A 23,623-nucleotide genomic window follows, 5' to 3' on the forward strand; every position below is an offset into this window, starting at 1 on the left:
CAGCTTCTTGATGGTTTCCGGGGTTGCAGCAACCCGTGTTTCACCGGTCTGGGTTTCGAGAGGAACACCAATGTGCACGTCAAATCTCCTGCGTGATCTTATTGAGTAAACCCATGCACTACGGATGAATGGGGCGGCAGGGACGTCCTGTCAGCACGATTGCGCCAAGTCGAAACGATCAATCATTCGAACACTGGCAAAAGTCGATTCGTTTCGTGCCTGGTCGAGCGCTGTCAGTGGTTTAGTTGATGACTGCTGCTTAGTCGCAAGCGTTGCCGGTTTGCGACTCATGTCAGAGCCGGAACGCTCGTCGCTTGGTGGAACACCAAAGTACTCGCGATAGCACTTGGAAAAGTGTGGTGTGGACACGAAACCGCATACATACGCCAGCTCAATGATCGACAATGATGTTTGCTTAAGCAGTTGTCGCGCTCGAACAAGACGTAACCTTAAGTAGTAGCGTGACGGCGTACAGTGAAGGTATTTCTGAAATAGCCGTTCCAGCTGTCGACGTGACAGATCCACGTATTCTGCAAGGTTATCCAGGTCGATCGGTTCCTCGAGATTGGCCTCCATCAACGCGACGATCTCCTGCAGCTTAGGCTGGTGAGTTCCCAGCACATGCCTGAGCGGAACCCGCTGATGGTCCTGTTCGTTGCGTATGCGCTCGTAAACAAACATCTCAGAGATGGCTGCGGATAGTTCACGACCATGATCGCGACCAATCAGGTGCAGCATCATGTCCAGCGGCGCGGTGCCGCCCGAACTGGTGAAACGGTTTCGGTCGAGGGTGAAGAGACTCGCGCTGATACTGACTCGCGGGAAAGCTTCCTGCATGGCAGCCAAGAATTCCCAATGCACGCTGCACTCGTAGCCGTCGAGCAGCCCGGCTTTGGCGAGCGCCCAGCTGCCGGTGCACACACCTCCCAACCGTCTGGATTGACGCGCCAAGGCTTGCAGCCAGGTAATGTGCTCGCGGGTAATCACGTTCTGGATTCCAACACCACCGCACACGATTACAGTGTCCGCCACTAATGGATTGTTCCACGAAGCATCCGGAGTGATCGGCACGCCGTCACTGGCCCAGACAGGCTCTCCATCGGGGCTGAACGTATGCCAGCGATATAGCTCTCGTCCCGACAACTGATTGGCCATGCGCAGTGGCTCTACTGCGGACGCCAGGGAAATAAGTGTGAATTTATCCAACAGCAGAAAACCAACGGATTGAGTCGTACCGTCGGATACGGTGGAGTTCGATGACATCGTGGTCATGTCCTCACAGAGAGCAATTACGGCCTGAGACGCAGGAGCTGGTAATACTCCCCAGCCTTGGCGTAGGGAGTAGGTTTGGTGCAAATACCTCCTTGGTTTATCCCACTGACGTCACCCTCGCAGCCTGCGCAGGGTGACGGGACGTCACAAGTCCGATAAAGGAAATCGCCAGCGCCAGTCCAATGGTTGTGCTGACTTCGGTACGGTGCTCCGGGGTGATCATCATGACTGCCAGCGCTGCGCAAATGAACGCAATCACCAGCCAGGTCAGCCATGGAAACAGCCACATGCGAAAGGTCAGCTCAATGTTTTGCCGACGCAACATCCGGCGCATGCGCAGTTGCGACACCGCAATGGCCAGGTACACCAGCAAGGCAATCGCGCCGGAGCTGGCCAGCAGGAAGTTAAACAGCCCGGCGGGCATGAAGTAGCTCCACACGGTGATCGCCGCGCCCAGCACGGTGCTGGCGATGACTGCTGTACGCGGCACGCCCTCGGAGGAGGTCGCCTTCAGCGACTTCGGCGCATCGCCACGACGACCCAGCGAGTACAGCATGCGCGAAGCAATGTAGATCGAGGAGTTCATGCAACTGGCCACGGCGATCAGCACCACCACGTCCACCATGAACTTGGCGTGGGGAATGTTCATGATTTCCAGTGCACGCTGGTAGGAGCCTACCTGGGCGAGCAGCGGATCGTTCCAGGGCACCACGGAGATGACCACGAAAATCGACAACAGGTAGAACACGCCGATGCGCCAAATCACCGAACGCGTGGCCTTGGCAATGTTCTGCGAGGGATTGTCGGATTCAGCGGCGGCGATGGTGACCGCTTCAGTACCAATGAAGCTGAACATGATGGTGATGAAAGCGCCGACTACCGCCGACAGGCCGTTGGGGGCAAATCCGCCATGCTCGGCCATCAGTCCGCTCAAGCCGCTGACTTCCCGATCGGGAACCCAGCCCATCAGCACGGCAAAACCCACGCCGATGAAACCGATGATCGCCACCACCTTGGCCATGGCGAACCAGAATTCGAATTCGCCGTACTTGGAGACACTGAACAGATTGGTGATCACCAACGCAATGATCGACACCAGGGCGAACAGCCAGGCATCGATCTGGGGAAACCACTGGTTCAACACATGGCCGGCGGCCAGTGCTTCGATAGGGATCACCAGTACCCAGAACCACCAGTACAGCCAACCGATGGTGAAGCCTGCCCAACGACCTATTGCCTGGTCGGCATAGGTGGAGAACGAGCCTGTGTCCGGGTTGGCCACCGCCATTTCACCGAGCATGCGCATGACCAGAACGACAAGCAGGCCTGAGAATAGGTAGGCCAGCAGGACGGCCGGGCCAGCAGCTGCAATGGCATGTCCTGAGCCAACGAATAAACCGGCGCCGATAATCCCGGCGATTGACAGCATTGTTACGTGACGAGGCTTGAAGCCCTGTGCCAATTGGCCATTCGAATCCTTGGAGCTCGGGCTAATCATCGGGTTTTTTTTCTCTGCTGATCGACATTTAAGCGAATTGATGGGGGCAACGGATCATCATCGTTTCCTGCTGCCGCTTCCTGAAAGTGGCACCCTTCAAACGCTGCCGTACTTATCAAACCCATCGTCGCGATGTGGTTTTTTCCATGAAAAGAGGCGCCACCTTACCCGGCTTGTTCGATAATTCAGTTACCTGTTCACGCCACCTCCTTGCCTGATATCGACACGTGCCAACTTAGCGTTCACAGCGAATACCAATCGGTCACGAATTGGCCAGGTGGAATCGTTTTGTTTTTTTGAGGATTCTGCTAAAGCAGCAACGAATGGGGATTGCCTGGAAGGTTTAAACGGCCGAGAAGGTTTCGGGCCGAGGGCCGCGAGATCTCTCCGGGAAGAGCGGATTGGACGATTACTGCCCGTCGCGACCGGCTAAATCCATAGCCGTTTACTGTCGGTCAAGAAGGTCAGCTGGCGACCTTTTCCCTGTAGCGGCGCTTTCAGCTTGGTCGAGGGGTTACCAAAAGGTTTTGTAACGGCTCTGAAAAGCAGCACCGATTCCCAAACCCCAGAAACGACAAAGCCCTGAATAATCAGGGCTCTATCGGTACAAATATGGCGGAGGCGATGGGATTCGAACCCTTATCATAGGTTCCCCCTCGTATCTGCAGATTTCAACAGTGCTTTGCCCGCCTATCTATCCTCGAAAGTCTATATAAATCAAGACTTTCACGCTAGCACCTCTTTCTGGCGAAAGTGTGCATCTGACTGCATGCTTGGCTTAACCTTCGGCGGTACCGGGCCAGCAGTTCCAGTGTCTAAATGCAGTACCTTTTACCGAGGTATTCACCGCGAGGCCTCGCTTGTCGCGCCCGGGACAAGAAGGGTGAGGATGATTGATTTTTACGCTCGGATGGTATCTGCATGGGCATCAACCGACAGCTCGTTGCCTAGGTGTCATCGTCAAGGTCGAATGTCAAAATGGAGTTTTTTGCGGCTCAGGAACACCTGTGGATGAGTGTAATCATCCCTACCGCGATTCTCGATGCAATCAATTTCCTAAAGAGCGAGACTAGGGATGAGCTTCGGGCGCTCCTCGGAAATCCCAGAATTGCCAATCTAGATCGGATATGAAGGCTTGTACTTTTCCGCCTGCGCTTGGCTTCGCCATGCTGGGGCTTAGGGTGCCAGCAGCGTGGTGGTAATCCGGGTTGCTTTTTCTGGATTCGAATTTGACCCCGTTGTGAGGCGCCTGCAATGTGGTGACGAACATCGATTTCCGGCCCTTTCCTGGAGGGTGCGGAGCACGTCGCGTTGAAATCATCTCGATTGCTCGGTGTTTTCACGGGTCTACCTCTTGCAAGAGGGGGTACCGGTTTCTAGGTCAGAGAGCTCGCTGGGGAAATCATCACCGGGATCGTCAGCCATACCTTTCGTCAGAGCTCACGAAGTAAAACAGCGTGTCTGGAGAGGAAGAGGATCGCGCGAAGGCCGGGATCAACCACCCCCACGACCAACCTTCTTTCCCTTTTTTTGAAAAAAAACCGCGCATCGAACAAATCCATGTATCGAAAAAAAACCGCTTGTCGAGCACATCTTGTTAGTCGAATAGGCCCCGTTTATCGAGCTGGTGATGATGCATGTACCACTTATGTATAGAAGTACACTCAGTGTACTAATCTTAATTTAAGGTCATAGAAAAAATACACTCAGTGTATAAGTGTCAAAATACACCGAGTGTACAACTAAGAAAGTACACCTAGTGTACTTAAAAAGTTAACGAAATTGCAAAATTTTGCTTGCGCAGATCAAAATTTTCATGGAATGATTGATGTAATAAATCGCAATAGGAATTTTCAGTTGTTAAGGTCGCCCACCGATAGCAAGCGCCTGTCGGCCCCACACGTAGATTTGTTGGAAACCGTACGTGACGGTCGAAGAACGTTTAGATTGCTCTCCGACGATAAACTTCAGAATACGTTCTTTGATAACTGGGCTTATCAACTAAGTCGTAAGCTTAAGTATAAGACGGTATCGACTTATTGTTATGCAGTTAAAACAATGTTGAATTACGTGGCTGAGGTGGCCTTTCAAAATGGCGGGCTTACCCCTGACCTTTTGGCGAATGCGCTGGAGACCTATGAGAGTTTTTTGGTATTTGGCACGTCTAGCAGTACCCAAATGGTTCAAAACGCGGCCCGAGTGTTGGGCGATCGAAAATTATCTGGCTCATCGGTAGTTACAAACTTTGCGGGCGTTAATCGTTTTATCGATGCAAGCGAGATGCTGCGGAGGGGACTGATTGAGTTAGAGGAGCGTGGAGCCATCACGTCAGCGTCCTTGTCGGGCTTCTCCCTGCAGACGACTGTAAAAATTAGCGCTCCTGAAAAGGTTCGTTCCGCAATTAAGTCAAGCAGTTGGTTGGCCGGGTGCATAGCCGGTGGCGCAAAGCGAATTAAGAGTGCCGGTTTGTCACCCATATCCAAGCCCTCAGAACTGGCGTTCACCGACGAGTTTGGCGGAGATGAATTAGCGTTCCCGATTGATAAATGCGTCGAGCTGATTAAAAAAGCTCCCAGTCTTCGGGACAAAGTCCTGTGGAGTCTGATTGCTGCCACAGGCTGCCGTGTTTCGGAAGCACTTACGATGCTGGTGTGCGATGTAGTGCCTAATGCAAAGGATTACGGGAGTAGTAAAGTATTTATAGTTGACCCAGTGACTAGGCATAATGTTCTGATCAACTACATGTCAGAGGAAGATATAAGCCAGCTTTCTCATAAAGGTCGAGCTCACACTGAAACATACATGATAGAACCTTTTGCTTCGATGTTTTGGATTGCATTGGCCGAGTACAAACAAGCAGAGCGGGAGAAGGAAAAGAAACGGCTGGCACCTGTGATCCATAAATTCTTGTTTCGTAATATGAAAAATGGCGATCCGATGCCTCTTTCCTATCAGACAGTCTATGAACGGTTTACGAAGGTAGCACTGGAAGTAACAGGTGAAACATATGGGTTTCATAGCTTGCGCCACATGTATGGATATTACCTGGTAAACCACTGTGTGAATCCTAATCAAAATAGTAGTCGACGCTATGGGTTGGATCTGCACCAGGTGCAAAAATACATGGGGCATAGTCAAGTTTCTACAACCAAGCGGTACGCCCGCCAAGACGCGCAGATGCTGCATGCCACTCTGGCTGCAATCAATTTGGCGAAACTGGGAGGAGGGCCTCGTACAGTTCGGGAGGCTCGCATTGCCTATCTGAAAGATGAACTCTCCATTCTCGAAAACCAGATTTTGGAAGCAGCATGATTAATTTATCGAAAACCGAAGCAATTTGGCTTGTACCAAAAGCAGAAGTAGTTTTTGCATTTGATGATGCAGTTAGCGTTGTAAAAGGTGTATATAGGAGAAGGTACGGTACATATTCTCGAAGTGCTTCCCACGTATTTTTGAAGAAACTGGATCATCTTGGGCCAGCAGTTTTTAGAAAGTGGGGGCTGGATAAAATATCGGGTGCCCTGGAAAGCTGTGCGCGGGGCGGAAAAAGCATTCGCACACTTGAGGAGTTTGAAAGTATAAATGTAGCTTTAGCTGGAGTTGCGCACACTTTCTTCAAATTGGTTTTTATTGTGCTCTGGTGTGAGCGGAAAGTACTGCTTCCGCCAAGTTTTACGGTACCTAACAATCAAGAAGAGATTGTTGACGAAATAACGCTTCGGTATGGATCCGAAACTCTTGCGTATACTCGCAGCGTAAATCCTTGCTCATTGATACCCTATAGAGGGGCGCTTGACTCAAAAAATCGTAGGCTTCGTGGAACATTTTGGTATCGATTAGTTCTATGCTCTACCATATACAATCCAGGCGATCTCACCGAGCAAGATATTAGTGATTTGCACTCGCACTGTGTAGGTACCAGTAATGTACTGCTGGCGCGTTTTTATGTCAGGGATTTTCTGCTGGTCATAGCTGAAAAGACTCCCATGCGAGCCGTGCTAAACGATTATCTCTCGGCTTATAGTGAGGAAGCCAGCGTGCAGCGGATGGTGACTCGCAAGAGTCGTAAAGAGTCAATCAAGACAAAAAATAATGCAGTAGCTGCGGAAACCGCCTTGAGCTTTCTGGAGGGGGATGATCATACCCTCCAAGGGCTTCTTCGTCATTATAGTAGTACAGCCATTATTCGAAAGTGCTTTGCTATTGAGGACGAGTCTCAATTGCCTGAAGGCTACAAGCATTTGCCTAAGAAAGTTATAGACTTCTGTGTGCAGATTGATCGGGTGTACAAATCATTCATTCGCTCCAAGCGTCTGCAGGAAGAAAAGAATGCCAGGACACCTCTGAATTTTATACTTTGTTACTGTGCAATGTATCTTTTCAAGTACTACATGAATCGGGATGGCCATTTAGGAAATTATCCGGCGACCTTGAATGATTTTTCCTGCTCGTTTTACGTGACCGCAGATGAGCTATTGCTTGAGGGTATTGCACAGTTTACAGCTAAGCCACCTCAGACTCTCCTTAGTTTTATCAAGGGAGTCTGTATGCGTAATTTTTGGAGTAATGAGACCCATTACCTTCGCATTCAACCGATTGATCATTTTTTTAGTTATATCGTCGAAAATAATTGCCGGCTGGTTGATGCCAATAGGGTGGAAAATACTTTTACAAGCGCGTGTTATCCTCGCGTTGCGAAACGTCATGGTACGGTGAAGAAACCAATTCCACGGGCTTACTTTGCAACATTCCTGAGTATGCTCTATTCATTAGAATATCTCGTGATGCATCTCAACGAGATGGCTGATGAAAAAGTTCCGGGTATCGTGGATGGAGAGTTGGTGTCCCCAAGTATCACGGAACTCAATGAACACCCTCATTGGTCAGGTATTTGGGGTAACGAAGGGCTCGCTTGTGAAAGCGTGAACCTGGGAGTTCTCAGCTACTCGCCGATTTTCTATCACGAAGACAAAATCCAACGATTCGAATACATCCCTCGTTTCTACCGTATAGCGGAGATGGAGATACACCATCGTATTGAACGCCGAGTGGTCATGAACGATATCCGGCTTAGTCAGCTTATGTGCGAAACCGGGATCCGGCAGAAGCATTTGATCTGGTTGGATAAGGATCAATATGACCGTTACCTGAATCGCGGCAGCAGGAGGGTTCTTGCGCCACTATTTGTGACTACAGACAAAGCGCATGGTGCGTGGAGTGCAATCACCTCGCGACATGTGATCGACCTGTTGGATCGCCAACGCGGCTGGTATGAGGCTTGCACAAGCGCAGATTACCAAGAAGACTTGTGGTATGGCATGAAAGAAGACTCCCAGTTTGGAAGGTTTAAACCACTTTTCCGCACGGCTGGTATTTCCAAGCACTGGGCGAACTACCGGAGCTTTCCATTACTGCTGTTGTGCCTGCAGTACTTTATTCGTGCTCAGCTGAAAGACTTCGATCTGCGAGACATTGTTTGGGAGCGAAACAGAGGCCAAGCGAAGGAATTTATTTCTGACTACCGATTAGAAAGCCTGGCGTCGTTGGCGGTGGCATCTATTCGAAGCGATGTGACGCCTCATGGGTTGCGAGCCGGCTTCGTTTCGGAGGCTATTAAATTCCTTCCTCCATCATTGGTGGGTCGATATTTTACTGGTCAGACCGAGGAGCTCGTCTATTACTATGCGTTGATTGATGATGATCCGGTTGTCAGCCATGAGCAACTGCTGTTTAGCGCGGTAATGAAGAACGTGGAGAAAGTCCAGCGAGGGGAAGCGCCACATCTGTCTGACGCTGTGTTCAATCTCAATAAGCGGCTTATGGAGGCGATTCAGCGAGACCCGGAGAGTGCGATCACAGAGTATCGGCTAATGAGTCTGGCGAGGGTCAAGGGCGCCAAGAGTGGCATTGATATCATTCGCGCTAGAGAGTCTGCGTCGCCTGCCTACAACGCTACCCATATATGCCCATTCAATAACATTTGCCCTAAAGAAGTGGCGGAAATGTTTGGGCTCACCAATGTCTGTGCTGTGTGTCCGTTTGCCATTCGTGGTGTTGACCACCTTCCCGCCATCAGTGCCGAGAAGGACAAGTACAAAGAGCTTATGGTGGGTGTCCTTCAAATGATCGCCGACTTGCTCCAGCGCAAGCCAGAAAATCGTAATGAGGTTGAGCTTGAGAAGCTGGAACGCGAGCATGACCATTTCGCACGCCAGGCTGTAGTCCTCGAAGCGATCGAAATGCAACTGGTGGAGATGGCCAATAGTGGCCAGAGAAACGCGCTGGTGGTTCAGAGAAAGGAAGAGGTCATTGGGCACTATCAACGGGTAGCTGTCGACGACAGCGAGAAGTTGCTCAAGCGGTTGATTGATGCTCAGAATTTCCCTGATCTCACCAGTCCTGATCTTGACTGCAGGCTTGCGTATCTTCGAGGGATGTTGCTGATGGAGACTGGGAATCTCAAAGAGCATTTGGGAATCCAGTACAGGTCGTCCGGGACGGTGGCTACGCAACTGGCGGGTCAAATTAGCAGTATGGTGGACGCAGGGGCAATTGATGTGTTTGATGTTTATCGCGCATTTGAGAATGAGCAAAGTCAACATCAGCTCATAGCAGAACCCGTGAAACTCATTTCACAGTACATTGCGTAGAACATGAACGTTAAATCGAATACTCATTCAACATTTGACCTATACTTGGCAGGGCGTTCGGCTCACATTGAGGCGATCATTGGCCAAGCCATGGGCACAATTGATGCGTCAAAATTCGGGCATTTCACAGATTACTGTATAACGCTGAGTGCAATAATTACAGAGCTTCGGGCGGCCAAATCGGTTAGCCCCAGCTCTCCCTATTTCAATAAGAAAGTGAAAGCGTTCAGCTATACAACGTTACTTCGCAATGCTTCCTATCGAAGGATTGTGGAAAGCCAGTTCAACAATAGTAGGTCGGTCGTAGAAATTGAGCCTGATGAGGATGTTGAGGAGCTAAAACTCAAGGTGGTTAGTCTTATGGCTCAAACTAATCTACTGAAAAGCAGGGTGGTCGAACTGGATGCGGGTAGAGGGCTCACGGCCATTGATAACGCTGAGGCGGAAAAAATTGTTGAAAAGCTCAACCAGAGAATCGAATTGCTAATTCGAGTGAACAGGGATGTTCTGGACTCAGTAAGTGGTGCGTTCAGGCTCATTCTAGAAGCCTCGGAGAAACAACCGGTGGCTGGTTTGTATGGGCCTAAGGGGTTGGTTGCAACTGTGGACGATATGAGGGAGATCGAAAAAGCGATGAAAGAGCATCCGGTTACGCTTTGAGTTTTTTGTCACTGTATTCTCTGATTCCAGCGTTTGGTGACATCTCAGCCAGCGGTCGGCTTTAGATGCCTTCTTCCTGCATCAAGCTTTTTCATTGAGTTAAAAATTCTTGAGTTGGCTTTTCATGGAAGTGGCAAGCGTCGATAGGGGGTATCTGTATTTAGCTAGCTTGAATTATCTTGATCAGTTTTGCAGAGAACTCAGCATACTCGAGTCTGTACTTACCCCGCGACCTATCATGGAAAGGTAGCTGCGGGTGTAGGCATGCTTCGCCATACCTTCTCAACCTGTGGCTCCGAGCATTCAGAATCGGCTAGCAGGCTGTCTCGAATGATGCCTTTGAGGCGTAGGTGTGCGAAGCTTTCCTTTGCCGCGTTGTACTTCATGCGGTTGATCTGATCGGCACTGAAGGCGCCCCGGGTTGAAATTGGGCAGTCGCGTTTGCCTTCTTCGTCGGGGTGATGACGAAAGTGAAAATGCCGTTGTTGTGTGCGTACAAGCATAATCGCGCCACCGCAAATTTGGCATACGAGCCAAGGGTGCTCGGCATCACGATTGTATCGAGCAGCAAGTTCGCTTCTGTCCTGGATGATCATGGCCAATTCGCTGCTCAGAAATTTTTATGGGTCAACAGTCTCACCGCTATCCAGATCGATGATTTCTGAGAGAAGCATTTGCTCGGTGGGTGTGGCGAGTTCGTGCGTGTACATCTCGCTGATTCCTTTCATGCCCGCAATCACCTTAAGTCAGGAAGTGGTGGCAACTCAATATAATGAGGCGTCTATCAGTAGTGTGACAAGTTTGGAGGTGCCGGCGAAGGAGAGGGCACTCCCAGGAAAATTAAAAGATGAATTCAATGACAGCCTGGTACATCACGCGATTCAGCGTGTGGCATACCGTCATGTCATTAAGTCGTTAACGGATGGTCGGTTGGAAGCCGCTGTCGACTACGAACGGTGACCGTACATCGCTGATTCATTGATTGGCATCGTGCTTGACTGTGGGCTGCTGGTTTCGTCCCTTGAGGCACTTGAGGGCGCAACTGATTTAATGTTCCGATTACGGACAAGGGTGCTCGTAGTGAAAGCGCCGATTTGTCACTGAAGGAGTTCTCAGCATGGGGTTAACGAATCGTAACGAGTCTGAGGTTTTTGCTGATCTTGTCACGCTCACGGCGCAACCTGGATACGTTTACGCGGTTGCGCAGATCTGCCATCGAGACACCCTAGTCACCTACCGGAATGAGTACACAGCCGATGACCTGAGCGACCTGTACGACCCCGAGCGCCTGATCCGGACGGAGATCAATACGTTGCTGGGACTGATGATGCGTCAGCCGCTCGACCTCACTCTGCCTGAGCCAAGCCAAATCAAAGCGTATGTCGCGCGCAGCGATGAGCTGATGGCCGAGTTGCACGATGCCATGAGCGGCTCAATGTTCGATACGCTGATAGGCAATGCAGCAAGCGACGCAGATCACGAAAACGTTTGGAAGGGCGCCATGATGCGGGAGCCCATCTTCTACGGCTCTGAGTCCGCCTACAGTTTTCAGTACCGCGACTTCTTCTTGGAAAAACACAGCTGCGATGATGACTGGCTTCGACAGAACAAGGGTTTCACGAGCCGTCAGGCACAGCAGGTTGCCCGGGCGATGTGTTCGAGCATGGACTCGCGTGCTTCCAAGCTGTACCTGGGTGACAAGGTCGCTAAGCAAGCTGCCGATGACCTTCTGGCTCATTTCGAGTTCACGGCAGAGCAAGTCAGTCAGAAAACCGGATTGGACATTGGCATCGTCCAGGCCGTGTTTGATGCCCTGACATTCAATGGTGACAACGCTGCGTTCCAGGAATTTGGTGATTTCAACAGCGTGGCCGCTACACCATTGCTTCCTACTGGTCGCGGTTCAGTGCTGCTCTTCATGCATTACGCAATCTACGAAGCGCTCTACGAGTCTCCTTTCTTCTGGATGAACGCTGACCCCCTTTACCGGCAACAGGCGTCCGACAATAGGGGGGGATTTGTCGAACAGTTTGCTTACAGACGATTGGCGGCAGTCTTCGGCGCCGACAACGTTTTCACAAACGTCAATCTCATAAAAAAAGATGTCGTCGCAGAGGCAGACGTTTTGGTCATCTTCGGCGATCGAATGATCATCGTTCAGGCCAAGGCGAAAAAACTCACTCTGGCCGCTCGTAAGGGCCACGACGGCCAACTCAAGATCGATTTCGCAGCTGCAATCCAAAAGGCGTCTGATCAAGCTTGGGAGTGCGCCACCGCCATCCTCTCCGGCACATGCCGCCTGGTCGATGACAAGGGGAGGGAGATAACTCCACCCCAGTCGATTAAGGAGATCTACCCGTTCTGTGTCGTCTCTGATCACTACCCCGCGCTGGCGTTCCAAGTCAGCCAGTACCTCAAGTACCAGACAACCGAGATCGTTCAACCTCCCTTGGTTATGGACGTCTTCCTGCTGGACGTTCTGACGGAAATGCTTGATACACAGCTGCGTTTGCTCAGTTATGTGCGGCTTAGGGTGAAGGCGGTCAAATCGGTGATGACGAGTCACGAGTTGACGGCGCTGGCTTACCACCTGCATCAAAACCTCTGGCTAGACCCAGACCTCAGCATGATCTCGCTGCATGACTCTATCGCGGGTGACTTGGATGTCGCCATGACGGTCAGGCGAGAAGGGGTGCCTGGCAAGCGGATACCGCCTGGCATCCTGACGCACATGCAGGGAACGCTCTACGAGCGGTTGATCATGCAGATCGAGCGCCGTGCTGATGTCGGTGTGCTGGAGCTTGGCTTTGAGCTGTTGTCTATGAACGATCGGTCGTGCCGGAACATTCACGAAGGCCTGGCCGGCATCACGGCCCTGGCAGCGAAGGACGGCAAACGGCATGATTTCACGCTGGTCGTTGATGAGGGCAAGACCGGCATCACGTTTCACTGCAATCCAAATCCCGATTCGTCAGCGATCAACGACCTGCAGTTGCACAGTGAGAAGCGTAAGTACGTTCAGAGGGCGAACGTGTGGTTTGGAGTCTCGCTAAGCCCGGCGGGTGATATTCAGTTCGGCATGACCTACGATGCACCTTGGGTTCGCTCCGCCGCGCTGGATGAGCTGACCAAAGGCATGAAAAGTCCCATGCGGATGGAGTCCGTGATCAAAACCCTAGAGAGGAGCTTGCGAGTCGAAAAGCCAGGTCGCAACGATCCGTGCCTCTGCGGGAGCGGGAAGAAGTACAAGAAATGTTGCTTATCCTGATTCCAAGGCCCTGGGGCACTTTGTGCCCCTTATGGGAGATTTCACTTGAGACGTGTCTTTCTCGACTCGCGAGCTCTGTCATTCCTACTAAATTGCCCTCCCACGAAGTCTGTTTTTCAATATCACGTCAGATTGACCGCGTGGGAGGTCAGTTAAGGCTGGACTTCAATCAGTCGCTCGATATCATTGCGCCACTAGACAGGAAGTGGCCATATGACATCGCTCGCAGTATCCACTCATGGGACTGAGATTCGCAAAAAGGCGCAGAAGGGCCTGAGCGCCAATTTGCTTCGAGCGATGCAGGTCGCCGGCAGCCGAGATGACGGCAAGCCTAAGAAGCTCAGTCAACAACTACTATCCGATACGTCCGGAGTAGCTCGCTCCACGATCAGCAAATACCTGACACAAGAGTCCGAAGCGAATCCTGACTTGGAGACCCTTTGCCGACTCGCGGCCACGCTCAACATCTCACCAGCACTTTTGCTGATGACTGAGGACGACTGGCTGCACCTGGCACATGGGTTGGTGACGGTAGCTCAGACACTCAATAACGAGCAGTTTGACTCGATTGCCCGTGAACTTGGGCAGGCTTCCCAGAGAAATCCTCTTAATCGAGCCGATGCTGTCCTGAAGATGGCGGAGCACATCGGCGTCAAACAGCGTCATGAGTTCGAGGTGGAAACACCAACCCAACGCAAGGTGAAGCAAGGCATTTTGACCACCGCTGCGTTACCCATGCATCCCAAATTCCAAGACGGAATCTATGCCCAGTTACTGCCGCTCTGCATCGTCATGGGCGCTCGTATTATCGACCAAGGAGATCAAGCATGAACCTGCAAGACGTTATCTCGACCACCGACATTGAAAAGCTTCTAGCTGTTTCCGATGTAGACGACATCAGCGCATTGGTGAACTACCTGACCGACAACGGCGCGGGTCGCCTTGCACTTGATGGTGATGTCTGTAAGCGCCTGGTTGCTGCGCGTGATACCGGTCGGTACTCGGCGGGGGATCGTGAATTGATCGCCAAAGAAATTCGGCTCTTTGGTGGCAATTCCATTCTCAACCTGTTCCGCAAGGACGGCGTTCCATATCAGGAAATCGTCGAAGACGTTGCCAATCATCTGAAAGTCAATTTTGGCAAAGACCCCATTAACGTCATCGAGCAGGAAATCCTCGGTAAGATTCTGTCCCGCGCGTTCGAGCAGATGTCTGAAGAAGAGCGCAAGATCATCCTGGATGAGTTGGGTGTAACCAGTTTTTCCACAGCTGGGCCCGCTGCCGCTATTGCCACGATCTGCGCTGCGAAAGCGGGTGGATTCGCAACCTACAAGCTCGCCGCTATCGTTGCCAACGCCATTGCAAAAGCCATCCTGGGTAAAGGTCTGTCCTTTGCCGTTACTGGCCAGATGATGCGGACAATCAGTGTCGCGATCGGCCCGATTGGTTGGGCTATCACTGCACTGTGGACGGCTGCAGATCTGGCAAGCCCTGCTTACCGCGTGACCGTTCCTTGTGTGGTGCAGCTCGCTTACATGCGCCAAAAAGCGATCATGGCTTTGAGTGCAAAAACGTGCGGTAACTGTAATGCCAGCATGGTTCGCACTTCTCGCTTCTGCTCCGAGTGCGGTGCTTCTGCTGCAGCCTGATCAGTGTGTAGGTACTGCACAGATTGCCCTGCGTTATCGAAACGGCCTACGGGCCGTTTTTTGAGGTGAGTGCCTGCATTGTCCTTTCTGGCTGCGACCGATCTGCCCCTGGCCATTGGGCCCGCTCGTAACTCTCATGAGCAACTAACGTCGAAACCTTCGGTGTGTTGGGGTATCCGGTAATCTTGATTCGCCGGATACACCATGGCATTGAAAACAAACTCCAAAAACATGCACAACATCCTAGCGAGGCTGACTTGAGACGAAACGATTATCTGCAGGGCGACGTTGCACGATTTTGCGAATGGCTATCCCAGCGACTGGGAGGGCAGTCCATTCATTTTTCGATCACGGGATCTCACAGGAAATTTTCAACGCTACTTGATGCATTGAACGCATACAGTTGGCCACTGAAAAAGGTCTCCGGTCGACCGAATCCAGATGGTAGTTATCCTTACATACACCCAACGGTGCCTACGCTAGCAGCGAACAGCACCTTGGCTGACAATACGGCCGTTCTTGACGTTATACAGAAGGCATTACGCACCGCGTACTTCAATGTCCCCGCGACAAGCGACACGCTCTCCGGGGCCGTCGCTGCCACCCTCCACTGGGGTGGCGTTTATAAAGCAACCAGGTATGGCGGCAACAAGCCCTGGCTTGCTCAAAACCACGTCAATTTGCTATCCATCCTTCAAAATGTGGTGAACGATCATGCGCTGGGTGACGATGAGAGTGGGGTCACCGCTCTACGCTTCAACGCCGGTATGACTAAGGTATATTCACTTCTCATTGATGACTTCATCATCTATGACAGTCGAGTAGCTGCGGCATTGGCTTGGTTGGCTTTGAAATGGTGGACGGCTGTCGAAGGCAAACCGCAAAATCAGTTGCATGAGCACCTTCGCTTCCTTTGCCTTCCTGGCAACGGAAAGGCGCTGAAGCTTCGCAACCCTGCGCCCTCGTTGTTCTCGACCCACGCAACCAAGCCTTATGAGCACTACAGATGGAACGTGCGAGCCAACTGGTTGCTACATCGTGCCCAGAAGTTGGCAGGCACAAACAGCCGCTTCAGGTCATTGCGCGAAATTGAGGCGGCGTTGTTTCAGATGGGGGAGAGGGTGGTTTAAAACACCGAGTGATCGAAGCGCGATATTCAAGGACTCGTGTGGTTATCACTAGATCCTTGAACGCTGCGCAAGAAACTCAGTGTGGTGATCGAGAAGGCGGTACACGAACTCGGGGTTGAGGTAGGGGGCAATTCACCTTACACGCTTACGTGCAAGTAGACAGGGCGGCCCGGGTGAGCCAAGGTGCGGCACGTGTCCATCCTTCAGCGAAAAGTGTTCATTCGGATGTGCCCGCACTTCCCACCAACCTCGCAATCCCCTGTTTGATATGCCCGGCGTTCTCACCAATCCTTTCAAGTGCGCCGCGCGCATTCTCACAAGCTTCGGATGATCCGCGTTGCTCCTCCAGAAGGACGAGCTCCATCAGCGCAGCTTCGATCGCCAGTTGGTTTTCATACATTCTTGCGAGTACGTCGGGGAGGGAATATTGCTCAGCCATAACTCGACTCCGGTCGGATGGAGAGCAGAGCATAGCAGCGGTTCGATATTGGCTTTGAATGACCGTTGAACAAAAAGTAAGAAGGGGGCAAAAAAAAGCAAAAATGCTCAGTCCGAACGATGCCAATGACGCTGAACCGTAGTTTTTGCCATCCCCAGCTTCCTCGCGATTTCAGCCTGCGAAAGGCCTTGTTCTTTGAGCGCTTGAACTTCCGACCTCATTTTTGCCGCAGCGGTAACGCGAGGATGAGGCGTCTCTTCAATTTCCAGTGGAATCGAAGCCTGCAGTAGCGCTATATCCTGGAGATCCTTCTCAGCGATTTTCAGGACGTCGCCAGCACTCACTTCGTCTTGTGCCGCGCACACCAGCGCCATGAGTGCAACAGGGCTGAGCCCCAAAACTCTGGCGAGCTCAATGATGGCTTCTAGGCTGGGGGAGGTCTTCTCATTTTCGATTTGGCTCACATGCGATTGAGTGAGGTTTTTGCTCAACTCAACCTGTGTGAGGCCACGCTTTGTTCGCAAAAGCTTTAGCGCTGCGGCGAATGCGATGCGCACAGACATTTTTCCGTTCCGTCAAAACAGAGTTGTATGCCGTGTTTGCTATGATCCACTCAAATCTATATATTTATACGAGTGGATCGACTGCTTCGTGTCGGCTTGGAGAAGACCGCGAGAATTCAGTCCCGTGCCAGTCTTCGGGCATTTCAATTTAGCTGTAAATCGAGATCGGGTCACAGATGAAGCTTTATGTGCTTTCAGATCTGCATAACGAATTTTTACCGTTTTCGCCTGCGCCAGGAGATTACGACCTGGTCATTTTGGCGGGAGACATTGACGTTAGGGCGGGAGGGGTGACGTGGGCAAACGAAGCGTTCACATGCCCCGTTATTTACGTTTGCGGCAATCACGAGTTTTACCGTGGCCACATCGATCACACGCTCCGAAAAATGAAGGAGGCGGCCTTACCGCACGTCCACGTCTTGGAAAACGAGGTCTTTGTTTGGAACCAAACACGGTTCATTTGTGCGACGAGCTGGACTGATTTTTCCTCGTCCGGGAATGTTGTTGCAGCGACCCAAATCGCATGGGATTGGATGAATGACTTCCGTGCAATCCGGATCGATAACAACTTTCGCCGGCTGCGTCCGTCCGATCTGATCAGTCGAAATCATGCCTCGCGCGACTGGTTAGCTAAGGAACTGGATAAGCCCTTTGCTGGCAAAACGGTCGTTGTGACGCATCACTCACCTGTTCCTGAGATCGCGGGAGAGAAAGGTGATGGTCATCTTAGCGCTGCGTACACGAACCGTTGGCACGCGCTGGTTGAGAACGCGGATCTATGGATTTTCGGGCATACCCACCGGGCAGTTGACGTGACGCTGGGACGATGCCGATTGATCTCCAATCCTCGCGGTTATCCAGGTGAGCAGACGGGCTTCGATCCTGGCCTCGTTGTCAGCCTTTCTTGAATGGGTTCTTAGCAGTTGGATGCCGGCCTAAAGTTGCTTCGTTCAGTGGAGCGAGCTTGGCGATCATCGACCTTGTGTTCCTACTTACAGGCTGTGAGCGGGCTTGGCGTTGCTTGATTTAGATGAGTGGAAAGACTGAATGATAGACAAAAAAATACCTGCCTCGGTTATGCCAGCGCATCTGAAAGGCGTGATGCGGGATGACTGAGCAAAAGCATGCGATTCCGGAAGCGGTCGCCGTTGCTATGGGAAAGGATTTCGGTGTGCCCATCACGGCGTTCTTGTTCGCAGCCGTCGACAGCCCTCCAATACTAGTGGGGACGGTCTATGGCGATTCCACGGGGCGATTTCGAGAGGGGGCGAGTATTCGCACTTCTAGGATAACGAACGTCAGCTTCATCGACGGTTATTCATTATTTCAGACCGTCGGAGGCAGTCTATACGTCGTGGTGAGTTGGGCGATTGGCGGCGGCAACATCTATATGAACCGGATTTACCACTGAGCGATTTGCGAATACGGATACGCGGCGCAAAAAAAGTTTTCGGGTTATCCAGGTGGAAACGGGGATTGGGAAAATGATTCCTGGTCTGGTACTCGCGGGAAGAGCAGGTTAAAGCGAGATTATGAATACAAGCGTCACAGATACAGACCTGTTAAGCGATCTGCTGTTTGGGCCAGCACAACCCCTAAGGGGTTCAAAACTTGGCGACGATGAGTTGATCGAGCTGGCTGCAGGCACCTTCGGAGAAAAGCCTTTTTGCATCGTCCGAGGTTGGATGTTGTTGGATGTCATGCTTCCGGACTTTCGAGAGCGAGAAATCAAAGCGCAAAGCCTTGAGGCAACTGTCCTATATGCCCAAGCAGCGGTGTTCGACAGCCAGAATAGACGCCAGCCTGGCGACAGCGTCCTCAGCGATTTTCAGCGGGATTTTGATGGCTGCATTTTTGAGAGCAACCACACGTTTTTCATTCTGGCCGGCCGAGGCGCGCGCAAGCATGTGAGCTTGCCCGCTGTGGAGGCAATAGCCGCTCAAATAAAGCGAGTAGGAGAACCCAATGGTTGAAAATCTGTTGCCGATCTTGCGGGATCGCTATCCGGAGTTTTTTTCAAGCGCGCCACTTCGCGAAATTGCGTGTTTGCCAGGTTGGCTGGATTTAATCGATGAGCTTTGTCGCACGCTGAAAACTTATATGGATGCTCACCCTGAGCTGCCGCCGATTCAGGTGCGTCAGGTCAAGGAAAAATTCGGGGGGTTACGCTTTTACTATTCTGGTGGTGATGCGGCGTGCCGTGAAATGGTTGCCTCTGCAGAAGAACGGTCGATGTCGACCTGCGAAGTTTGTGGACAAGCCGGGACTTTGGGAGGGGAGCACTGGCTCAGCGTACGATGCCTTGATCACATCAACTGGTCACCCTCAAGCGACTGCGCATGAACTCACGGAAAGCTCCTCGTTGAATCCATGAAAACAGACATTTGGGTCACTGTGAATTTGCCTACGCCGGGCACTGAACTTCACGATGTCATTAGGCGCCGTATGCCTTTTCCCTCATTTCGATTTCTAGCCGAGATGTTGTGTATCGATGAAGATCTGCTTGGTAAGCGCATGGGGATTTCTTCCGAACTCTTGTCGAACGCGACGACTGTAGGATTTTTTCCTTTGTGGGAGAGCCGACGCCTGTATGGATTGATCGTTGCTCTACAGGCGTCCTGCGAACTGTTCGAAGGCGATGTCCAGGCAGCCGGGGCTTTCTTACGCTCGCCGCTGCGTTGTTTTAACTCAAAGGCACCTTTGGAAATGCTCATTACCGAGGAGGGCGCGAGCGCCGTGATCGATCTGATCGGTCGGCTTGAGCACGGTATCCCCACTTGAATAGTTTCCTTTTTGCAGCGAGCGAACACGGCATTGGGAGGGGGTTGAACCCTTGAAAGAAGATTGTGCGGTACTCCAGATGCTGGATTTCTTGGCGGCTGACATTCTTCACCGACCCGAACAAGTGCAGCTTTTGAACTGGGAGTTGATCGCCCGCATCACCTCGCTCGTCGGTGATGTCGACGTTGACCTGAATCTACCGCTTGTGGTCGATGATGAATGATGCAGGCGAGCCTCTGATCCTCTTTAAACTTGGGTTTCACCGGCTGGGATTGAGGTCGAGGCCATCATGCGCCTCAAGGGAAAGCAAAAGACTGTGCCCCTTGTGGGGATCGACCTCGTTTTGTCTTCTCCCAACACTCGCTGTCCCTATTTCTCGGAAGCATCCTTGCTGAGGTGCTCGATCAGTACCTCTCGACGATCGGTAGGGCTAGGCAAAACCTTTGCGGCTTCAAGCCGCTGCTTTCAGATTTGACTTCAAATAACGGTTTTTTTTAAAAATACCCGTGTTGGACAACATGCCACGCAATGCCACGTGATAAGGGGGCGGTGATGTATAGGGAGCGTGAGTTAGCCATTTGGCGGTCAGTGTATGAGACATGTGGTGCCTCTACATTTGTGCGTCTGATTGAAGAGTCGCTCGACAGCTACAAGCGTGTACCTATCTATGATTGGCCCACTCGACTTCACGTATCCGAAGTCGGGTTACCGTGCGCCCAGGTATTGCTAGTCGTAGTGAGCAGTCGAGGTTTATATGCCAGCATCTCAAGGAATTACATCGAGATCGGCTCTCGTCTGACAAAGCATCTGGGTCAGCAGCTGCGATGGCATCTTGTGGTGAATGGCCTGGCCACCGACGACATGAAGGAGGATCAATTGGGCATGGATTTAGGTCTGTAACCAGACCACTTGCTGACGCGTCAGCCGTATTTTCGAGCCGATCTTTTTCATGCATGTCATTTACTTCAGCCCGCATCTGGAGGCTCGGGTAAAGCAGTCTTGCACTACCAAACCAGGTCAGCTTCCGGGACTCATTTTTTGTGTGCGACAGGCTGGCGGAGAGGAGGGGATAGTCGCCGTCGCGAACCAAGAGAAATTATGCGAGACGGTGAGCTGCCAGATGCTCCATGTCTCGAATCCAGACCCTCAGGAATCGACGCCAGTCATGGGCATAGCTTCCTTGCGAAAAACGTTCGGAGAGCGCATTGGCTGCTTCGAATCTGGTTCGCCAAACTTCAGGGATGTCCTTATCTAGAACGATCACGAAATGGTGGCCATCGCAGCTTTCGTACGGGGTTTCTGGAACTGAATCCCTCAATTCCTCAATCGTCTTTAACTGAAATTCCCCGTGAGGTTGTTCGAGATCCTGCCGATCAATTTCATCGAGAATACCCAGGTGAGGTTTTGCGCGGTCATCGCCGGGTCGCAATTCCTCCAGATCCCATAGAGCCGCCCGCCTTGCACGCTCACGCTGCCACAGGCTTTTCAAATCGACCGCCATCAAGGTTTCCTTAATACATTAACATTCTGCGCTAGCGCGTATCGGCAGGAGGGGATTCAATTTCAGCCACCACCTTCCTGGACGACCCAGGCGTTTCTACAGGAAGCGTAATTGTACGCTGTTGGACGTTTAGATCTGAATGTGCTCATCGAACACTCTTCAAGTAAAACGACCTTGGGGTCGTCGTGAATGCTTGTTGGGCAGTGTCAACAAAAATATTTTTTCAGAAGGCCCCTTGAAAATTTTTTTCAGCGACGGATCTTTATATTTGAGGGCAACAAAAAAGCAGCGATCTCGGCGCCTCACCTTCCGCCGATCCTGCTGGAAAAATGATGTAGGTTTTTGCTTTTGTAGTGCTCCTGCTTCTGGCCTTTTCTTGCGATTTATCCTGCTGACGCTGATGTGTGACTGCCCTATGGGCATAGCAAAATCGCCACTTCGCGGCGTAAGCCGCTGCTTTCCAGTTTGATTTCAAACAACGAGTCATTTTTTTAAAAAATACCCGTGTCGGACAACTTCGTGCGAGTGAAGTCCGCATATGAACTGGAGGTAGCAGATGGAAGATGAGCTTGAGTTTAAGGTTTGGCGTTCAGCGCAGCAGGCATGTGGCGCGGGAGCGTTTGTGCAACTGGTTGATGAGGGCGTCGGTTGTTTCAAGAGAGAGCCAGGGTTCGACCCTACCGTGCGGTTGCACGCGTCAGGGATCGGCACTGAGAGCATCAGGGTGCTGCGTCATGTCCTGAAACGTCGTGATATCTATGCAGGCCCAATTGCAGGCTACGTCGAGCTCAGGTCTAGTCTGAGAATGCATTTGCGCGATCATTTGCAATTGCACCTTATGAGGTTGGGGCAGGCCAGTGACGAAATGAAGGATGATCAGCTGGGGCGAGATCTGGGGCTGTAGAAAGCTCCGTTATTGCGCTCGGCCGCGTTCCATCTGTAATGGCGGTGGTAGTTCATCGCCTTTTCAAATTGAGTCTTGGTGCTAAGCTGCCATCATCATCCGAGGCTGTTCGTGGTCTGAAACCGCTCAGCCAATACTTCAAAGGAATGAGATATGGGCTGGAAAGGAACATTGCGTTCGATGCAGGCAGCTTCGCGCAAAGCTGATCGTAACGCCCAGCGTAGGCAACGTGAGCTTCAGACTCGCCAAAAAGAGTACGCCAAGATGGAGGCGCTGGAGCAAGCGGCCTACGAAGTCGAGGTCTACGAAAACCTAATTGATGTCCTGCTCTCCGTGCATAGAGAATGTGGGGAGGAAATATATTGGCAATCATTCGTTGAAAGGGCTGAACCCGTAAAGCCCGCATTCGCAGATACGAGTGAAGCGCATGCTAGAGCTCAAGAGCAAACCTATAAGCCTGGTTTCTTCGCAAGGTTGTTCAAGCTCGAAACGCGCCAACGTAAAAACTTATCTGCCGCCATTGAGACGGGGCGGCTACACGATGCTAAACAGCATGAGGCCGCTGTCGCGAAGTGGCGAGTCGAGCATGATTCTTGGCAGCAGGAACTCACGATCGCGCAAGGAGTTCTGAGCGGTTCAGGCAAGGCAAAGCTTGAAGCGATCAAGCTCGTCGATCCATTCACGGACATTTCTCATCTCGGCACATCGATCAAGTTCTCAATAGGGGAAACGGGCCTCGTGGAGGCTAGTCTTGGCGTTCATGGTGTTCGCGTAATTCCAGCTGAGATCAAGTCCTTGCTGCAGAGCGGAAAGCTTTCAACGAAGAAGATGCCGGCGGGAAAGTACAATGAGCTTTTGCAGGACTATGTGTGCAGCTGTGTTTTGAGGGTAGGGCGTGAGCTTTTGTCGATGCTCCCTGATGACCTTGTGATAGTGACAGCCGTCGACGATGTGCTGAACTCAGCTACGGGGCATATTGAAGAGTTACCTATATTGAGCGTAGCGCTCACTAGGCACACCCTGGAAGCATTGAATATGGATTCGATCGATCCTTCCGACGCCATGAAAAACTTCGTGCACGCCACATCCTTTAAAATGATGTCCGGTTTCCAACCTGTTAAAGCGCTTGATGCTCGACAGCTCGTCACCAACGCCTAACAGATAGACGGTATTGGTGAACCGCTTTTGCACGGGCAAATACCGCGGGCTCGTCTCTGGATCCCGTTATAAGATAGTGGTCATTTCTGGCGTCTACTTGCCGCGTTGAGCCCACTTACCTCGCTCCGCGTTCATGTGCGCCACCATTAG

Annotated in this window: 23 protein-coding genes; 16 read left to right on the plus strand and 7 right to left on the minus strand. The window is 51.7% G+C overall.

From position 1 onward, the window contains the following. The 3 genes from PSJE_RS31465 to gabP form a co-directional block, all read right to left on the minus strand. A partial coding sequence (locus PSJE_RS31465) for a hypothetical protein (RefSeq protein WP_223441004.1) occupies positions 1–78 on the minus strand: 78 nt, incomplete at its 3' end. A gap of 72 nt (positions 79–150) precedes the next feature. Beyond that, the gene (gene gbdR / locus PSJE_RS00005; RefSeq protein WP_408003766.1) at positions 151–1,263 is read right to left on the minus strand and encodes a choline metabolism transcriptional regulator GbdR; all 1,113 of its coding nucleotides are present in this window, start codon (positions 1,261–1,263) and stop codon (positions 151–153) included. A gap of 106 nt (positions 1,264–1,369) precedes the next feature. Beyond that, entirely contained in the window at positions 1,370–2,770 is a 1,401-nt protein-coding gene (gabP, locus tag PSJE_RS00010; protein ID WP_090455991.1) for a GABA permease, read from the minus strand. A gap of 1,947 nt (positions 2,771–4,717) precedes the next feature. Between gabP and PSJE_RS00015 the strand changes: the two genes are divergently transcribed. Genes PSJE_RS00015 through PSJE_RS00025 form a run of 3 tightly spaced genes read left to right on the plus strand, consistent with a single transcriptional unit; the run spans position 4,718 to position 10,080 of the window. Continuing rightward, on the plus strand, positions 4,718–6,082 hold the full coding sequence (locus PSJE_RS00015; RefSeq protein WP_235863950.1) for a tyrosine-type recombinase/integrase: 1,365 nt from the start codon (positions 4,718–4,720) through the stop codon (positions 6,080–6,082). Then, positions 6,079–9,420 (plus strand): hypothetical protein, encoded by a 3,342-nt coding sequence (locus PSJE_RS00020; protein ID WP_139212721.1) that lies wholly within the window; start codon positions 6,079–6,081, stop codon positions 9,418–9,420. Before PSJE_RS00015 ends, PSJE_RS00020 begins: the two co-directional genes overlap by 4 nt. Before the next feature lie 3 nt (positions 9,421–9,423). Further along, entirely contained in the window at positions 9,424–10,080 is a 657-nt protein-coding gene (locus tag PSJE_RS00025) for a hypothetical protein (RefSeq protein WP_090455985.1), read from the plus strand. 236 nt (positions 10,081–10,316) lie between these two features. On the opposite strand, the gene PSJE_RS30110 is transcribed toward PSJE_RS00025, so the two are convergent. Further along, the gene (locus PSJE_RS30110) at positions 10,317–10,676 is read right to left on the minus strand and encodes a DUF7830 domain-containing protein (protein ID WP_139212720.1); all 360 of its coding nucleotides are present in this window, start codon (positions 10,674–10,676) and stop codon (positions 10,317–10,319) included. Here PSJE_RS30110 and PSJE_RS30115 point away from each other — a divergent pair. From PSJE_RS30115 to PSJE_RS00050, 5 genes are all read left to right on the plus strand, one after another. Then, positions 10,675–11,040: a hypothetical protein gene (locus PSJE_RS30115; protein WP_139212718.1), complete on the plus strand. Its 366-nt coding sequence runs from the start codon at positions 10,675–10,677 to the stop codon at positions 11,038–11,040. The two genes, PSJE_RS30110 and PSJE_RS30115, sit on opposite strands and share 2 nt — an antisense overlap. A gap of 157 nt (positions 11,041–11,197) precedes the next feature. Further along, positions 11,198–13,348 (plus strand): nuclease-related domain-containing protein, encoded by a 2,151-nt coding sequence (locus PSJE_RS31875; RefSeq protein ID WP_090455981.1) that lies wholly within the window; start codon positions 11,198–11,200, stop codon positions 13,346–13,348. Positions 13,349–13,561: 213 nt separating this feature from the next. Beyond that, complete coding sequence (locus tag PSJE_RS00040) at positions 13,562–14,179, plus strand: helix-turn-helix domain-containing protein (RefSeq protein ID WP_167362870.1); 618 nt, start codon at positions 13,562–13,564, stop codon at positions 14,177–14,179. Then, entirely contained in the window at positions 14,176–14,997 is an 822-nt protein-coding gene (locus PSJE_RS00045; protein WP_090455979.1) for a YaaW family protein, read from the plus strand. The genes PSJE_RS00040 and PSJE_RS00045 overlap by 4 nt, the downstream gene beginning before the upstream one ends. A 497-nt stretch (positions 14,998–15,494) precedes the next feature. Continuing rightward, on the plus strand, positions 15,495–16,127 hold the full coding sequence (locus PSJE_RS00050; protein WP_090455977.1) for a hypothetical protein: 633 nt from the start codon (positions 15,495–15,497) through the stop codon (positions 16,125–16,127). Between the two features lie 217 nt (positions 16,128–16,344). Here PSJE_RS00050 and PSJE_RS00055 read toward each other — a convergent pair whose 3' ends face one another. Further along, positions 16,345–16,566, minus strand: coding sequence for a hypothetical protein (locus PSJE_RS00055; RefSeq protein ID WP_090455975.1), 222 nt, complete (start codon positions 16,564–16,566; stop codon positions 16,345–16,347). A gap of 107 nt (positions 16,567–16,673) precedes the next feature. Next, positions 16,674–17,129 (minus strand): helix-turn-helix domain-containing protein, encoded by a 456-nt coding sequence (locus PSJE_RS00060; protein ID WP_090455973.1) that lies wholly within the window; start codon positions 17,127–17,129, stop codon positions 16,674–16,676. A 176-nt stretch (positions 17,130–17,305) separates the two neighbouring features. Between PSJE_RS00060 and PSJE_RS00065 the strand changes: the two genes are divergently transcribed. From PSJE_RS00065 to PSJE_RS30125, 6 genes are all read left to right on the plus strand, one after another. After that, entirely contained in the window at positions 17,306–18,037 is a 732-nt protein-coding gene (locus tag PSJE_RS00065; protein WP_090455971.1) for a metallophosphoesterase, read from the plus strand. Positions 18,038–18,237: 200 nt separating this feature from the next. Then, the gene (locus PSJE_RS00070; protein ID WP_235863949.1) at positions 18,238–18,540 is read left to right on the plus strand and encodes a hypothetical protein; all 303 of its coding nucleotides are present in this window, start codon (positions 18,238–18,240) and stop codon (positions 18,538–18,540) included. 121 nt (positions 18,541–18,661) lie between these two features. Next, positions 18,662–19,102 carry a DUF6957 family protein gene (locus tag PSJE_RS00075; protein ID WP_090455970.1) on the plus strand — a complete coding sequence of 147 codons (441 nt, stop codon included), beginning with the start codon at positions 18,662–18,664 and terminating at the stop codon, positions 19,100–19,102. Continuing rightward, the gene (locus PSJE_RS30120; RefSeq protein ID WP_139212716.1) at positions 19,095–19,472 is read left to right on the plus strand and encodes a hypothetical protein; all 378 of its coding nucleotides are present in this window, start codon (positions 19,095–19,097) and stop codon (positions 19,470–19,472) included. The genes PSJE_RS00075 and PSJE_RS30120 overlap by 8 nt, the downstream gene beginning before the upstream one ends. Positions 19,473–19,499: 27 nt before the next feature. Continuing rightward, on the plus strand, positions 19,500–19,910 hold the full coding sequence (locus tag PSJE_RS00080) for an antitoxin Xre/MbcA/ParS toxin-binding domain-containing protein (protein ID WP_090455968.1): 411 nt from the start codon (positions 19,500–19,502) through the stop codon (positions 19,908–19,910). A gap of 52 nt (positions 19,911–19,962) precedes the next feature. Further along, complete coding sequence (locus tag PSJE_RS30125) at positions 19,963–20,133, plus strand: type II toxin-antitoxin system PrlF family antitoxin (RefSeq protein WP_268876111.1); 171 nt, start codon at positions 19,963–19,965, stop codon at positions 20,131–20,133. Between the two features lie 873 nt (positions 20,134–21,006). Here PSJE_RS30125 and PSJE_RS00090 read toward each other — a convergent pair. Then, complete coding sequence (locus PSJE_RS00090; protein WP_090455964.1) at positions 21,007–21,411, minus strand: hypothetical protein; 405 nt, start codon at positions 21,409–21,411, stop codon at positions 21,007–21,009. A gap of 556 nt (positions 21,412–21,967) precedes the next feature. Here PSJE_RS00090 and PSJE_RS00095 point away from each other — a divergent pair. Both PSJE_RS00095 and PSJE_RS00100 read left to right on the plus strand, forming a co-directional pair. Next, complete coding sequence (locus tag PSJE_RS00095; protein WP_090455962.1) at positions 21,968–22,315, plus strand: hypothetical protein; 348 nt, start codon at positions 21,968–21,970, stop codon at positions 22,313–22,315. Positions 22,316–22,468: 153 nt separating this feature from the next. After that, on the plus strand, positions 22,469–23,473 hold the full coding sequence (locus PSJE_RS00100; RefSeq protein ID WP_090455960.1) for a hypothetical protein: 1,005 nt from the start codon (positions 22,469–22,471) through the stop codon (positions 23,471–23,473). Positions 23,474–23,623 lie beyond the last annotated feature (150 nt).

Source organism: Pseudomonas jessenii, from assembly GCF_002236115.1.
GTDB lineage: Bacteria > Pseudomonadota > Gammaproteobacteria > Pseudomonadales > Pseudomonadaceae > Aquipseudomonas > Aquipseudomonas jessenii.